Genomic DNA, 14,277 nt, shown 5'->3' with positions numbered 1-14,277 from the left:
CCAGGCTCCCTTCGTCGATGTGTCGGCGGTCACGGGTGCCGCCAATTAATGCAAACGGTTGCGCCAGTGTCAACGGTGGATGGTTACAGCTGTGTTTCGGTGGGCCACACATCATGCCCTGTTAAGCCCACCTAACGGGGCAAATGCCGCCGATTTTCGCGCCCTCGTTGACGCGAGCCGATCGACCGTGGTTACTTCAGTGCAAAGGTTTGCAGAGAGATCGAGGAGGGTCGGTCCGTGTCACCGCAATCCGGCAGGCGGGCCCGGTACGCCGTGGTCGGCACCGGCGCCCGCGCCGAGATGTTCGTCCGGGCACTGGTGCGCGACCACGCCGACACCGTCGAGCTGGTCGCCTTCGCCGACGTCAACCAGGCCCGGATGGACGCCCACAACCGGTGGCTCGGTGAGCTGGGCCACCGGCCCGTGCCGACCTACCACGCGGGCGACTTCGCCGCGATGCTGGCCAAGGAGCACGTCGACGTGGTGTTGGTGACCTCCGTGGACGTCACCCACGACGAGTACGTGGTGGCTGCTCTGGAGGCGGGCTGCGACGTGGTCACCGAGAAACCGATGACCACCGACGCGCCGCGCTGCCAGCGCATTCTCGACGCGGTACGCCGCACCGGCCGGCGGGTGACGGTGGCCTTCAACTACCGCTACAACCCGCTGCACGAGCAACTGCGCCGGCTGCTGGCCGACGGGGCGGTGGGCGAGATCGGCTCGGTGCACTTCGAATGGCTGCTCGACGTGCGCCACGGCGCCGACTACTTCCGCCGCTGGCACCGCGACAAGGCCAGCTCCGGCGGCCTGATGGTGCACAAGGCCAGCCACCACTTCGACCTGGTCAACTGGTGGCTGGACGCCACACCCGTGCAGGTGTACGCCGCCGGCCGGCTGTTCTTCTACGGTGACGCCGGCCGCCGGCACGGCTACGCCCGCGACTACGACCGGGCGCACGCGTCGCCGGCCGCCGACGACGACCCGTTCGCGTTGCGGCTGGCCGAGCACCCCCGACTGCGCGAGTTGTACCTCGACGCCGAGGCCGAGGACGGCTACCACCGGGACCAGAACGTCTTCGCCCCCGGAGTCAGCATCGAGGACGACATGGCGGTGCTGGCCACCTACTCCACCGGGGCGACCATGACCTACCACCTCACGGCGTACGCGCCCTGGGAGGGTTACCGGGTGATGGTCAACGGCAGCCGGGGCCGCCTCGAACTGGAGGTCACCGAGAGCGAGTTCGTCAGCCCGGCCGCCGCCGGTGCGCTCAAGGGCGCCGCGCTGCACGGCGACCAGGCCGCCGACGAGGGTGGCGCCGCCACGCTGACCTTGCGCCCCTTCTGGTCACCGCCGCAACGCATCGAGGTCGACGGCTACACCCGGCACGGGCACGGCGGGGCGGACGCTCGGATGACGCAGGTGCTGTTCGGTGGCGTACCCGATCCGCTCCACCGCGCGGCCAGCGCTCGCGACGGGGCGCTGGCCCTGCTCACCGGCCTGGCCGCCAACCGGGCCTTCGAAACCGGCGCACCCGTGCGGGTCGCCGACCTGCTCACCCTCGACTGACACCGACCACAGGAGCCGCTCCCCGTGCCCACCTCGACCAGACCCGACCTGCTCCTCCCCGCCGAGCCGGGCCAACGTGCGCTGGCCCGGGAGCTGTACGCGCTGGTGGCGCAGTTGCCCATCATCTCCCCGCACGGACACGTCGATCCGGCGCTGCTGGCCGAGGACCAGCCGTTCCCCGACCCGTCCCAGCTGCTCATCGTGCCGGACCACTACGTGACCCGGATGCTGCTCAGCCAGGGCGTCTCCCCTGGCGAGCTGGGGGTGCCCAGCCGCGACGGCAGCCCGGTGGAGACCGACGGGCGGCGCATCTGGCGTCGCTTCGCCGACGGGTGGCACCTGTTCCGGGGCACCCCGTCCCGGCTGTGGCTGGAGCAGACCTTCACCGAGGTGTTCGGCGTGCACACCCGACTCACCCCGGGCACCGCCGACGAGGTGTACGACGCCCTCGCCGCCCGGCTCGCGGAGCCCGACTTCCGGCCGCGGGCACTGTTCGAACGGTTCAACATCGAGGTGCTCGCCACCACCGAGTCGCCCCTGGACGACCTTGGCCGGCACGCCAAGCTCGCCGCCGACGGCTGGGGCGGTCCCGGCGGGCGGGTGGTCACCACCTTCCGCCCCGACAACGTGGTCGACCTGGACTTCGAGGGCTGGTCGCGCAACGTCGACCAGCTCGGCGAGATCACCGGGGAGGACACCGGGACGTACGTCGGCTACCTGGCCGCCCTGCGTTCGCGCCGGGCCGCCTTCATCGCCGCCGGCGCCACCTCCTCCGACCACGGCCACCCCACCGCCCGTACCCTCGATCTCGGTGCCGGCGCCGCGACGCTGTTCGACCGGGCGCGCCGGGGCGCGGCGGAGCCGGGCGACGCGGAGGCGTTCCGGGCGCACATGCTGCTGGAGTTCGCCCGCATGTCGCTCGACGACGGCCTGGTCATGCAGTTGCACCCGGGTGCGGTGCGCAACCACAACCGGTGGCTGCACGCCCGGCACGGCCGCGACGTGGGTGGCGACATCCCACAGGTCACCGAGTACGTGCACGCCCTCGCCCCGCTGCTGGACGCGTACGGCAACGACCCCCGCCTTCGGGTGGTGCTCTACACCCTCGACGAGGACACCTTCACCCGGGAGTTGGCGCCCCTCGCGGGCGGGTACGCCGCGCTGCTGCTCGGTGCCCCCTGGTGGTTCCTGGACTCCCCCGAGGTGCTGCGCCGCTTCCGTGAGTCGGTGACCGAAACCGCCGGCTTCTACAACACCGCCGGGTTCGTCGACGACACCCGGGCGTTCTGTTCCATCCCGGTCCGTCACGACGTGGCGCGCCGCGTCGACGCCGGCTTCCTGGCCCGGCTGGTCGCCGAGCACCGGCTGCCCATGGACGAGGCCGCCGAGACCATCGTCGACCTGGCGTACCGGCTGCCGAAGCGGGTCTTCAAGTTCGGAGAGGGATCATGACCAGCATCACCGAGGTGACCGTGCACGACGTACGGTTCCCCACCGCCGCCAGCGGCGACGGCTCCGACGCGATCAACCGCGGCGACTACTCGGCAACCTATGTGGAGTTGAGCACCGACGACGGGCCGACCGGCGCCGGATTCACCTTCACCAACGGCCGTGGCAACGAAATCACCTGTGCCGCCGTCGACGCCCTGGCCCATCACGTACGGGGACGTAGCCTCGCGGAGATCACCGCCGAGCCGGTGGCGTTCTGGCGCTCACTCGTCGCCGACGTGCAGTTGCGCTGGCTCGGCCCGGAGAAGGGGGTCATCCACATGGCCACCGGCGCGCTGGTCAACGCGGTGTGGGACCTGCGGGCCAAGCTGGCCGGCAAGCCGATGTGGCGCTACCTGGCCGAACTGCCCACCGACGAGTTGGTGGCCAATGTCGACTTCAGGCACATCACCGACGCGCTCACCGCCGACGAGGCCGCCGCCATCCTGGACAAGGGGCGCGACGGGCTCGCCGAGCGGCTGGCGCTGCTGGAGCGGGACGGTTTCCCCTCGTACACCACCTCGGTGGGCTGGCTGGGCTACCCCGACGACAAGGTCCGCGCGCTGACCCGGGAGGCGTACGCGCAGGGGTGGCGGGCGATGAAGATGAAGGTCGGCGGGCCGCCCGCCGACGACCTGCGGCGGGCCCGGATCATCCGGTCGGAGATCGGCCCGGACGCGCTGCTGATGATGGACGCCAACCAGGTCTGGGACGTCGACGAGGCGATCACCAACATGACGGCGCTGGCCGAGGTCGACCCGTACTGGATCGAGGAGCCGACGCACGCCGACGACATCCTCGGCCACGCCCGGATCGCCCGGGCGATGGACGAGTTGACCGGTGGGCGGTGCCGGGTCGCCACCGGCGAGGTGGCCGCCAACAAGGTCATCTTCAAGCAGCTGTTGCAGGCCGAGGCGATCGGCGTGATGCAGATCGACGCCTGTCGGGTCGGCGGGGTCAACGAGGTGCTCGCCGAGATCCTGATGGCGGCGAAGTTCGGGGTGCCGATCTGCCCGCACGCCGGTGGTGTCGGCCTCTGCGAGTACGTGCAGCACCTGGCGATCTTCGACTACCTGCGGGTGGGCGCCAGTCTGGAGGGACGGATGGTGGAGTACGTCGACCACCTGCACGAGCACTTCGTCGACCCGGTACGCACCCGCGACGGGCGCTACCTGCTGCCTGCCGCTGCCGGTTACAGCGCCACCATGCACCCCGAGTCGATCGCCACCTTCCGCTTTCCGGATGGCCCGGCATGGCGGTGACCGTGGGCGCGTCCCGGCTCGGGCTGGGCGCGGTCCGCCGGTTGCCCGCCGAGGCCCGTCCGCTGGTCCGCCCAGGCACCGTGCCGGCCGGCGTGGTGCACCTCGGGCTCGGCGCCTTCCACCGCGCCCACCAGGCCGTCTACACCGAGCAGGCGATCGGCCTGGCCGGTGGCGACTGGGGTATCATCGGCGTGGCCCCCCGCAACGCGGCGGTGGTGGCGACCCTGGCCGCCCAGGACAACCTCTTCAGCGTCAGCACGCTCTCCGCCACCGACCAGCACACCCGCGTGGTCGGATCACTGGCCGGGGTGCGACTGGCCGCCGCCGACCCGCAGGCGGTGGTGGCCCTGCTGGCCGACCCGTCGATCCGGGTGGTCACCCTGACGGTGACCGAGAAGGCGTACCAACTCGACCCGGCCGCCGGCACGCTGCGTCCCGACGCCGACCTGGTCGCCGACCTGACCACCGACCGGCCGCCGGCCACCGTGCCGGGGCTGCTGGTGCGCGGGCTGCGGGCCCGCGCCGCCGCCGACGCCGGGCCGATCGCCCTGGTCAGCTGCGACAACCTGCCCGCCAACGGCCGCCGGCTGCGCGGACTGGTGACCCAGTCACTGGCGTACGCCGGCACACCGCGACAGGTGCTCGACTGGGTCGAGGCGCAGGTAGGTTTCCCCGGCACCATGGTGGACCGGATCGTCCCCGCCAGCACCCCGGAGACCCTCGCCGCGGCCGAGCGGGCGCTCGGCGTCGAGGATCTCGCGGCGGTGGCGGCCGAGCCGTACACCCAATGGGTCATCGAGGACGACTTCCCCGGCGGCCGACCGGCGTGGGAGCGCGCCGGGGCGGTGCTCTGCGCGGACGCGGGGCCGTGGGAGCGGCTGAAGTTGCGCGCCCTCAACGGCGTGCACTCGGCGACCGCGTATCTCGGCGCGCTCGCCGGCTGCGAGATGATCGCGGAGGCTCTCACGCTGCCGCACCTGGACACGGTGCTGCGACGGCTGATCGCCGAGGACGTGGCCGCCAGCTTCGCTCCACCTGACGGGGTCAACGTGGTCGGCTACGGCGAGCAGGTGCTGGAACGCTTCGGTAACCCGGCGATCCGGCACCGCACTCTCCAGGTGGCGATGGACGGGTCGCAGAAACTGCCGCAACGCATCCTGCACACGGTCGCCGACCTGCGCGCGGCCGGGCGGCCGGCCCGCTGGGCGGCGCTGGTCGTCGCCGCCTGGATCCGGTTCGTCCAGGGCAGCGCCGACGACGGTCGCGCCCTGCCGCTGGACGACCCGCTGGCCGAGCGGATCCACGCGGCGCTGGCCGCCGCGCCGCAGACCCCGTCGGGGGCGGTGGATGCCGTGCTCGGCCTCGACGAGGTCGTCCCGCCCGAGGTGGCCGCCGACGCGCAGGTCCGCGCCGACGTGGTCGCCTGGCTCGCCGACCTGCACCAGCACGGTGTGCGCGCCACCCTGGCCGGTGCGGTGTGACGAGCCCCCGGGTGGCGCTGGTGGGGGCGAACGGGCACGGGCGCTGGCATCGCCGCGTCATCGGGGCGCTGCACGATGCCGGCCGGGTACGCCTGGTCGCGCTGGTCGACACGCGGCCGATCGAGCCGGAGCCGGCGGCACCGGAGCCGGCCGGGGTCCCGGTCTTCGCCGATCACCGGGCGATGCTCGCCGACGTCACGCCGGACGTGGTGGTCATCTGCACCCCACCGCACACCCATCTGCGGATCGCCCGGGACGCGGTGACCGCCGGGGCGGACGTGCTGCTGGAGAAACCGCCGGTGCTGTCCACCGCGGAGCACGAGGAACTGTCCGGGGCGGTGGCCACCACCGGTCGGACCGTCCAGGTCGGGTTTCAGGCGCTCGGCTCGGCGGCACTCCGCGCGTTGACGGATGCGGTGTCGGCCGGGCGGCTGGGCACGGTCAGCGGCGTCGCCACGGTGGCCGCGTGGCAACGTCCGGACGCTTACTACGCCCGTGCGCCCTGGGCCGGGCGACGGCTGCTCGACGGGCGGCCGGTGCTCGACGGCGCGTTGGCCAACCCGCTCGCGCACGCGGTGATGCAGTGCCTGGCGGTCGCCGAGGTACTCGGCGGTCGGCCGGTGGAGCCGGTCAGCATCGAGGTGGAACGCTACCGGGTGCGGCCGATCGAGGTGGACGACACCGCAGCGCTGCGGGTGCGGCATCGGCACGGTCCGCCGATCGTGGCCGCGGTGACCCTCGCCGGCGAGGACTTCATCGCCGGCGAGGTGATGGTCACCGGCGACGCCGGGCGAGCGGTGCTGGAGTACCCGACCGACCGGCTGTCGCTGCCCGGCGAGGCCGCTGCCCGGCACGTGCCCGGCCGGTGCGGGCTGCTGGAGAACCTGTTGGCCCACCGGGCTGATCCACGGGTGCCGCTGATCGCGCCGCTGGCCCGGACCGCGCCGTTCACCGCCGTCCTGACCGCCCTGCAGGCGGCACCCGAGCCGGCGCTGCTCGATGGTGCGCTGGTGGACGCCGTCGGTGCCGGCGCGCAGCGGGTGCTGCGGGTGCGCGGCGTCAACGAGGTGTTACGTCGGGTGGCTGACGAGGGCCGACTACCGTCGGAACTCGGCGTGCCGTGGGCGATAGCGCCTTGGCGAACGGAACTCGCTCGGCAAGAATAGGAGGCATCGCCGCAACAAACTGCAACTTCCTGGTCCGCACAGGATCCGACACAACGCGGTGAACAGCGGTTTCCCGACCAGAAAGAGTCGGGGCGATGCCATTCGACAGAATTGACTGCAACAAATCTGCACATCATTAATATTGACCGTTGTGAAAACGCGACCGTAACCTTCGTCATTAATAAGAAACAACGACGAAGGAAACGGAACGAGCCGATGCGCAGACTTGCCGCCGCCGCGGCATCGACGATTATCGCCCTGACCGTCCTCCCCACCGCCGCCGTGGCACAGCCGTCGAACGACGCGGTCGCGCCCTCCGGCAGCGACCGGGACGCCAGGACATCACTGTCCCCGTTTGCCCGGCAGCTCGGCCGGCAGGCTCTCCCGGCCGGCGACGGCTGGGCCGCCGCCGGGCCCGGCACCACCGGAGGCGCCGCCGCCGGAGCCGATCAGATCCACGTGGTGAGCAGCCGCGCCGAGCTGGTCGCCGCGCTCGGCGGCGACAACGCCACGAACGCGACGAACGCCACCTCCAAGATCGTGTACGTCAGGGGCGGCATCGACGGCTTCGAAGACACCGACGGTCGCCTGCTCGACTGCACCGACCTGGCCGATCCCGAGTACTCGCTGGAGGGGTATCTGGCCGCGTACGACCCGGCGGTGTGGGGCCGGGTGACGCCGAGCGGGCCGCTGGAGGAGGCCCGGCGACGATCGGTGACCAACCAGACCAGCCAGACCCAGATCAACGTCGGCCCGAACACCACAATCATCGGACTGCGGGGAGCACGCCTGACCGGGCTGACGCTGATGATCGACCGGGCGTCGAACGTGATCGTCCGCAACATCACCTTCGACGACGCCCGGGACTGCTTCCCCGCCTGGTCCCCCACCGACGGCGAGGCCGGCAACTGGAACTCGCAGTACGACCTGGTCTCGGTGCGCCGCAGCGAGAACGTCTGGATCGACCACAACACCTTCACCGACGGCGACAACCCGGACAGCGCCCAGCCCGTCTACTTCGGACGGCCCTACCAGGTGCACGACGGCGCGCTGGACATCACCCACACCGCCAGCCTGGTCACCGCCTCCTGGAACCGCTTCTCCGGGCGCGACAAGGTGATGCTGATCGGCTCGTCCAACACCGTCGGCCCGGACGTCGGACGGCTCAACGTGACCCTGCACCACAACCTGTTCGACGGTGCGCTCCAGCGGTTGCCCCGGGTCCGCTTCGGCCAGGTCGACGTCTACAACAACGCCTACCGGCTCGGCGGTGACGGCTTCGAGTACGCCATCGGCGTCGGCGTCCAGTCCGCCGTGCACGCCGAGAGCAACCACTTCACCCTCGGTGCCGACGTCAGCGCCGCCGATCTGCTCTACGACTGGGGCGGCACCGCGATCACCGCCCGGGGCAACTGGATCAAGTCCGCCGGTGCGCCGTCCCGCCCGGTGGACCTGGTGGCCGCGTACAACGCCGCACACGACCCCGCCCTGAGTCCCGATGCCGGCTGGACGCCGACGCTGCGGCACGGACCGGTACTGCCGGCCCCGCTGGTGCCGCTCGTGGTCGGCCCGCTCGCCGGCGCCGAGCGCCTACCCCTGTAACCCCCACTCCACCACCACCAACCAGGAAAGGTGAGACGAGGATGAGACGACCAGTCACACTCCGCCTCCTCGCAGGACTGGCCGCCACCGCCACGGGAGCCGCGGTCTGCGTGGCTCTGACGACGCCGCAGGCGTCGGCCGCGGTCGGCAGCGCCACCGGCTTCGCGACCGGCAACGGTGGCACCACCGGCGGCGCGGGCGGGCAGACCGTGCGCGCCACCAGCGGCACCCAGATCCACGCGGCCCTGTGCAACCGGGCCAGCAGCAGCACCCCGATCACCATCCAGGTCGAGGGGACCATCAACCACGGCAACACCACGAAGGTGTCCGGTTCGAGCTGCAACACGGCCGCCGACGTGATCGAACTCAAGCAGATCAGCAACGTCACGATCCTCGGGGTCGGCAACGGCGCGGTCTTCGACCAGATCGGCATCCACATCCGCGAGGCCAGCAACATCATCATCCAGAACGTGACCGTCCGGAACGTCAAGAAGTCGGGCTCACCCACCTCCAACGGCGGCGACGCCATCGGCATGGAGGCCGACGTCCGCAACGTCTGGGTCGACCACGTCACCCTGGAGGCATCCGGTGGCGAGTCGGAGGGCTTCGACGGGCTGTTCGACATGAAGAACAACACCCAGTACGTGACGCTGTCCTACAGCATCCTGCGCAACTCCGGCCGGGGCGGCCTGATCGGCTCCAGCGAGAGCGACAGGTCCAACGGCTACGTCACGTTCCACCACAACCTGTACGAGAACATCGACTCCCGTACGCCGCTGCTGCGCGGCGGCATCGCCCACATCTACAACAACCACTACGTACGCCTCAACGAGTCGGGCATCAACTCCCGGGCCGGGGCACGCGCCAAGGTGGACAACAACTACTTCCAGAACTCCAAGGACGTGCTGGGCACCTTCTACACCGACGAGGCCGGCTACTGGCAGGTCAGCGGCAACATCTTCGACAACGTGACCTGGTCCTCGCGCAGCGGCGACACCAACCCGGCCGGCCCCAACCCGACCTCCAACACCAGCGTCAGCATCCCGTACTCGTACCGGCTCGACTCGGCCAGTTGCGTGCCGAGCGTCGTCAGCCAGACCGCCGGCGCGAACAAGGGCATCCGTACCTCCAACGGCAACTGCACGCCGCAGAGCCCGACCGCCGGGCCGACCAGCCCGACGCCGGGCCCGACCACCACCACCCCGCCCCCGACCAGCAACCCGACGCCGACGCCGAGCCAGCCCAGCGGCACCAACCTGAGCATCGGCGCCGGCTCCGACGGCTCCAGCAAGGCCAGCGGCACCAGCTACGGCGACGTACGCGACGGCAACATGAACACCGCCTGGTCGCCGAGCGGCACCACCGGCCAGATCTCGATCAAGTGGGGCTCCGCCACCACCGTGTCGAAGATCAACATTCGGGAGGCGGCCGGCTCCGTCGGCACCATCCGTAACTGGCGGGTGCTCAACCACGACACCGGCGCGGTGCTGGCCACCGGCACCGGCGCGGGCGTCATCAGCTTCGGGGCGACGTCCCTGCGCAAGATCACCTTCGACATCACCAGCTCGACCGGCACCCCACGAGTCGCCGAGTTCGAGACGTACGCCAGCTAGAACCGACCCGGTGGGAGTCGTCGACACCCGGCGGCTCCCGCCACTGTTCTCCCGCCCCCTTTGCTCTGCTTCAACTGACGCACCGGTTTCGGGGTGAATCCGTTGCGTCAGTTGAAGCAGAGCAAAGGGGGCACACCAATACCTCGGCCCCGCCGCGCGACCCGGCCAGAGGCCGGAGCGCGACGGCCCCGGATCCTCGGTGCCCGGCCGCGTCCACCGACCGGAGCACGACCGTGATCGCGTACGGCAGAATCTGCGGGCGATGCACGTGGCGACCATCCTCACCGCGCTCGCCGACCTGGCTCCGGCCGGTGCCGAGCGGATCCTCGACGTGGCCGGAACCGGTCGACCGCTGGTCTGGCTGCCGGAACCGCACCGGGGCCCCCGCAGCGCGCGACTGGACCGGCTCGCCGCGCTGGACGCCCTGCACCGCGACGAACGGATCCTCCGCCTCGGGCTGGCCTTTCTCGTCGGCACAGCCGACCTGGACGGTGCGCGGCGACGAATCCGACTGCCGCTGCTGGCCCAGCCGGTACGCCTGCAACGCGGCCGGCGCGATTACCGGGTCGTGCCGGCCGGCGACCTCGAACTGACCCCGCTCATCGAGGACCGGGAACTCGCGGCCCGGCTGGAGGCCGCGCCGGGGCTGGCCGGGCCCGGCTGGCTGACGGCCCCCGGCACCACCGCCTGGATCACCGCGGCGGCCGAGGCCGCAGGCGTGAAGGTGACCACGGTCCGGGCGCGATCGCCGCGCGGCGTCGGCCACGACGTCACCGGGGTCGCCGCGGCAGCGCTCTTCGTGACCCGTGACGTGTTCGCCGGCCGCCTCCGCGACACCCTGTTGAGCTGGGCGAGTCGCCCCGGGTTGGCGGACACCGCCCTGAGCCGGCTCTACCTCGGCACCGACGACGCCCCGGAGCCGACCGGAGCCGGCCCCAGCGACGAGGACGAGGTGCTGTCGCCTCTGCCGCTGAACGCCGCGCAGCGGGACGTGATCCGGCGGACCAGGACGGCACCCGTGGTGGTGGTCTCCGGCGCGCCGGGCAACGGCAAGAGTCACGCCCTGGTCGCCGCCGCCCTGGACACCGTGGCTCGCGGCGGGTCGGTGCTGGTGGCGACGCAGTCGACCCACGCCGCCGAGGTGCTGGGAGAACTGTTGCGCCGGCACCCGGGCCCGCCGCCGGTGCTCTTCGGCGACGCCGAGCGGCGCGGAACCATTGCCACCGAACTAGCCGGTGGCGTCGCCGTCGGCGTGGACGACGCACAGCTGCGCCAAGACACCAGTGCCGTGTCGGCCGCCCATGAGCGGTTCACCGGCGTCCGGGCCGGCATCGCCGCCGCGCTGGAACAGGAACGCCTCGCCGCCACCCTGCCCGACTGGCAACCACTCCTGCCCGCCCTGAGGCACGACGCCCCGGCGGTGTTCGGGCCGGACACCGACCTCACCGCGATCCGCGCCGCCCTGCACGCCGCGAGCCGGGGTGGCGACGGCTGGTGGTCGCGGTGGCGTCGGTCCCGCGCCACCCATCGACTCCACCGGCTCACCGGCGCCGGCCCCGCCGTACCCGTGTCCCAGCTACGGGCGGCCGTGAATGCCGCGCACGCCGTACGTGCCGCCGCCCGACTGTCCACCAGCGGCGGCACGAACCTGACCACCGCCTGGCGGGCGCTGGCCGAGGCGGACGTCGCGCTCGCCCAGGCGGTCGGCACGGCGCTGCGGAACCAGACCGCCAGCGCACGCCGGTGGACCGGGGACGCCCGGCGCGCTGCCAGCGGTCTGGGTACCGCCCTGCGAGCCGGACGCAACCGCCGTCGGGAGCTGCTCGCCACGCTGGCCGCCGACGCGCTGGTCCGCGCGCTGCCCCTGTGGGTGGGCACGGTCGCCGACGTCGAGGATCTGCTGCCCCCGGCGGCCGGCATGTTCGACCTGGTGGTGCTCGACGAGGCAGCACACATCGATCAACTGCGGGCCGCTCCGGTGCTGGCCCGGGCCCGCCGGGCGCTGGTGGCCGGCGACCCACGGCAGCTGCGGTTCGTCTCGTTCGTCGCGGACGCCGACGTGACCGCGACCCTGCACCGGCACGGCCTGGACCGCTACGCCGACCGGCTCGACGTACGCCGGGTCAGTGCCTTCGACGTGGCGGCCGGTGCCGCACCCGTGACCTGGCTCGGTGAGCACCACCGCTGCGCGCCGCACCTGATCGGCTTCTCCGCCCGCCGGTTCTACGACGACCGGCTGGAACTGGTCACCCGGCACCCCGGCAACGAACGAGCCGACGCCATCGACGTGGTGACCGTCGCCGACGCCACGGTGATCGACGGTGTCAACCAGGCCGAGGTGGCGACCGTGCTCGACCTGGTCGCCGCCCTCGCGGCCCGACCCCCGCAGGGCGGCATCGCGGTGATCAGCCCGTTCCGGGCCCAGGCCGACGCGGTGGAGGCGGCGCTGCTGTCGGCATACGACGTCGACGAGATCGAGCGGTTGGGCCTGCGTACCGGAACGGTGCACGCGTTCCAGGGCAGCGAGGCCGACGTGGTGATCGCCACGCTCGGGCTGGTCGACGACGACCCGCCGGCACGACACCGGTTCGTCGCCGAACCGAACCTGTTCAACGTCCTGGTCACCCGGGCCAGGAAGCAGCTCACCGTGGTCACGTCGCTCCAGGCCCCGGAGGGCATCATCGGCGACTACCTCCGGTACGCCGAACAACCGCTGGACGCCACCTATGCCGAGCCGCCGGGCACGACCTATGCCGAGCCGCCGGGCACGACCGGGGCGGGAGCCGCCGAGCCGGCCCCCTGGACCGGGGCGCTCGCCGTCGAGCTGACCCGGATCGGACTGACCGTCCGGCCCGACTACCCCGTCGGCCGCTGGCGGGTCGACCTGTGCGTCGGGGACGACGGCCCGGTCGGTTTGTTGTGCGGCGTGCACCCGGACGGCGTGGCCGCGCACCTGGAACGGCAGCGCACCCTCACCCGGGCCGGCTGGCGACTGTACGACGCGTTCGCCAGCCACTGGGCCGACGACCCGATCCGCGCCGCCCTCGACCTCGCCACCCGCATCCACGACGACGCCTCACGCGAACGGGCGTATTCGATCGGCACCTGAGGTCCTGTCACGGAGACGCAGCGCGGAGGACATCGCGGTCGTGCCGGACCCGTCTGAGCCGTCATCACCCTGCTTTGAAGATGGTGTCCAGGTGCCATTCGAGGTACTCGGCGTTGGGCCGGTCGGTCCGTCGCTCGGGAAGTGCAATGGAAGTCCCGGCCTTGGCGTAGAACTGGTCTCCATTGCCGAATTCACTACGCAGTCGAGGGCTGACCAGCAATCGGAACTTGGGGTCCACGCCCAGATATCCCCGGTCGAAGAGGATGTGCACATCCGACTTGAGCAGCAGCCCATTGTCGATCCGGTGCTCCCCGCCCTGCGGGAGCGGCCGGATGTGAGCCGCCTGCAACACCGGCTGGACCTTGTTGCCGGTGATGGCGCAACGCCGTCCGTAGGCGCCCAGCACCACGGCTTTGAACGATTGCTGACCAAGGCGCTGCGGCACGAGGCGCGGGTCACCGTAAACCGGCCCGGGCCGATGCCAGGGCTCACTGAAGTCCACCTCAACGCCCAGGCTCAACAGACGATGCAGCAGAAGCTCGAAGTATCCCGCCACCGGAGGGTCGGCCAGGTCGTACGTCTTCCCCTGCACCACGTTGGAGGCGAATGCCGGGGGTGGATCGGCAGTCGAGTCGTCGGGAAAAAATGAGACGTCACGAACGAAGATGCAGCCGATGACCGGGTCCTCATCGCGGGCGATCGCCTGCTTGCGATAGCGCCCGACACTACGACGCATCTCGTCGAGGCTGGCCACACCGTTCGCCTCACCGAACAACTCCCACGCCTCGGAGATCTTCAGCCGAGTGAACCCGCTGAAGAAGCCACCTCCGACTATCCTGTTCAGCGGGTAGTGCGCCTTGAAGAAGAAGGGCTCGCCCGGCGTTAGAGCACGGAAAGCACCGCCGGAGGGTCGCCAGAAGTTGACCTCGTTGAGGCCAGGACGCTCAGCCAGGAACCGGTACCACTTCTCGTCCGTCACGCCGACGAAAC

9 protein-coding genes are annotated in these 14,277 nt (G+C 71.4%); 8 read left to right on the top strand and 1 reads right to left on the bottom strand.

Annotated features, from left to right (window positions below; translation table 11 throughout):
• Positions 1–237: 237 nt before the first annotated feature.
• The 8 genes from O7601_RS18610 (at position 238) to O7601_RS18575 (ending at position 13,287) form a co-directional block, all read left to right on the top strand.
• Positions 238–1,566, top strand: a complete 1,329-nt coding sequence (locus O7601_RS18610; RefSeq protein ID WP_281562380.1) for a Gfo/Idh/MocA family oxidoreductase — start codon at positions 238–240, stop codon at positions 1,564–1,566.
• A 24-nt stretch (positions 1,567–1,590) separates the two neighbouring features.
• A complete protein-coding gene (gene uxaC / locus O7601_RS18605) occupies positions 1,591–3,018 on the top strand; it encodes a glucuronate isomerase (protein WP_281562379.1) in 1,428 nt (475 codons plus the stop codon).
• Positions 3,015–4,316, top strand: coding sequence for an enolase C-terminal domain-like protein (locus O7601_RS18600; protein WP_281562378.1), 1,302 nt, complete (start codon positions 3,015–3,017; stop codon positions 4,314–4,316). Before uxaC ends, O7601_RS18600 begins: the two co-directional genes overlap by 4 nt.
• Positions 4,307–5,797 (top strand): mannitol dehydrogenase family protein, encoded by a 1,491-nt coding sequence (locus O7601_RS18595; protein WP_281562377.1) that lies wholly within the window; start codon positions 4,307–4,309, stop codon positions 5,795–5,797. Before O7601_RS18600 ends, O7601_RS18595 begins: the two co-directional genes overlap by 10 nt.
• Complete coding sequence (locus O7601_RS18590) at positions 5,794–6,963, top strand: Gfo/Idh/MocA family oxidoreductase (protein ID WP_281562376.1); 1,170 nt, start codon at positions 5,794–5,796, stop codon at positions 6,961–6,963. The genes O7601_RS18595 and O7601_RS18590 overlap by 4 nt, the downstream gene beginning before the upstream one ends.
• A 216-nt stretch (positions 6,964–7,179) precedes the next feature.
• Complete coding sequence (locus tag O7601_RS18585; RefSeq protein ID WP_281562375.1) at positions 7,180–8,565, top strand: polysaccharide lyase family 1 protein; 1,386 nt, start codon at positions 7,180–7,182, stop codon at positions 8,563–8,565.
• Between the two features lie 41 nt (positions 8,566–8,606).
• Positions 8,607–10,178 (top strand): pectate lyase, encoded by a 1,572-nt coding sequence (locus tag O7601_RS18580; RefSeq protein ID WP_281562374.1) that lies wholly within the window; start codon positions 8,607–8,609, stop codon positions 10,176–10,178.
• 262 nt (positions 10,179–10,440) lie between these two features.
• On the top strand, positions 10,441–13,287 hold the full coding sequence (locus tag O7601_RS18575) for an AAA domain-containing protein (RefSeq protein WP_281562373.1): 2,847 nt from the start codon (positions 10,441–10,443) through the stop codon (positions 13,285–13,287).
• A gap of 64 nt (positions 13,288–13,351) precedes the next feature.
• On the opposite strand, the gene O7601_RS18570 is transcribed toward O7601_RS18575, so the two are convergent.
• Positions 13,352–14,266, bottom strand: a complete 915-nt coding sequence (locus O7601_RS18570) for an HNH endonuclease (protein ID WP_281562372.1) — start codon at positions 14,264–14,266, stop codon at positions 13,352–13,354.
• Positions 14,267–14,277: the final 11 nt, after the last annotated feature.

Origin of the sequence: Verrucosispora sp. WMMD573 (assembly GCF_027497175.1) — a bacterium.
Classification (GTDB): Bacteria; Actinomycetota; Actinomycetes; order Mycobacteriales; family Micromonosporaceae; genus Micromonospora.
This window is presented reverse-complemented; position numbering and strand designations above follow the sequence as displayed.

Excerpts from the sequence above, each read along its gene's own strand:
- O7601_RS18585 (WP_281562375.1), top strand. The coding sequence starts at position 7,180 with ATGCGCAGACTTGCCGCCGCCGCGGCATCGACGATTATCGCCCTGACC.
- O7601_RS18575 (WP_281562373.1), top strand. The coding sequence starts at position 10,441 with ATGCACGTGGCGACCATCCTCACCGCGCTCGCCGACCTGGCTCCGGCC.
- O7601_RS18580 (WP_281562374.1), top strand. The coding sequence starts at position 8,607 with ATGAGACGACCAGTCACACTCCGCCTCCTCGCAGGACTGGCCGCCACC.
- O7601_RS18595 (WP_281562377.1), top strand. The coding sequence starts at position 4,307 with ATGGCGGTGACCGTGGGCGCGTCCCGGCTCGGGCTGGGCGCGGTCCGC.
- O7601_RS18600 (WP_281562378.1), top strand. The coding sequence starts at position 3,015 with ATGACCAGCATCACCGAGGTGACCGTGCACGACGTACGGTTCCCCACC.